This is a genomic window from Streptomyces sp. PTL18 (assembly GCF_059510295.1).
The window spans coordinates 1-1,038 of record NZ_JCAJZO010000110.1 but is presented as its reverse complement, the minus strand read 5'-3'; the positions used below and the strand labels follow the sequence as shown (position 1 = coordinate 1,038).

The 1,038-nt window shown below is 64.2% G+C and carries 1 protein-coding gene; it reads right to left on the bottom strand.

Annotated features, from left to right (window positions below):
* Nucleotides 1–859 (bottom strand): hypothetical protein (locus AC5WS8_RS39190; protein ID WP_496108243.1); only part of this gene is annotated, 859 nt, incomplete at its 3' end.
* Between the last annotated feature and the right edge of the window lie 179 nt (nt 860–1,038).

Sequence of the window (1,038 nt, the reverse complement as noted above, 5' to 3'; positions counted from 1 at the left end):
CTAGGTGGGTGGACTCGATTTCGTCGTACTCGTTGTGTGCTTGGGCATAGAGGTCGATAGGGACGCCGGCACGCTTCGCGATGAGGAGCAGCTCGCAGGCGTGGCCTGGGTTGTCCAGGTCGAAGACGAAGTGGGCGTGCATGCCCGGGGACTCCGTCCTGGGCTTACGGCAGATGAGTAGAAGGCGGTTCCGATGTTCGGGATCCCGCTCGAAACCGAGGGGCAGCACCCCCTCTGTGAATGCGGCGAGGGCAGCCTCCGCCTCTGCTGCGGTTCGGACGATGATGTTCCACCAGGGCAGAGGGCCGAAGGTGCCATGTACCGCTTCGGCATCAGGAACACAGGAACTGCCTGGGTACGACTGCCGGAAGTCGAGGGAGTGGTTCAGGAAGGTCTGAATGCAGGCGTCCTGGAAGCGCTCCTGATGGGTGCGTGCCCGCAGCATGTCGCGCTCTGTGTCGCTCAGGCAGCCGATCGCCTCGCCGAGCATCTCTAGCTGCTCGTTGACCAGTTTCAAGGCTCGGGCGATCACTGGCCGCAGAGCGTGATTCTTCCGGAGCTGTCGACTTACCTCTCGAAGGTGCTCCTTGGCCGCGGTGCAGTAGGCCACATCTGCGCCCAACTTCCATAGGTGCCTGGCCTCGTCGGCGGGAAACTGCGCCAGCCACAGGCGATGAGCGTCGTTGCCCTTCCTGATCAAGGCAACTGAGGCGGCATGCCGCACATGAGCGTCGCGTTCCGCTTCCAGCCTGGACCAGATGGTGTCGGAGTACGCATCAAGAGATATGACTGAGAGAGGCACCAGAGCCTCTCCGGTGCGAGCCTCCACGCCCCAGTGCCGGGCCAGTTCCCTGGCCACTTGGGCGGCGGTTGCCGCGCGGGACGACCGACGTGACCAGTGGTCCAGGAGGAGGGCATACGTGCTCTCTGGATCCGCAGCGCGCAGTCCGAGGCCGAACAGCAGGACGGAACCGACAAGGCCGTCGCGCTCCACGTGCCGGCGGACATGCTCGACCAGGCTGGTGAGTTGATCCGTGT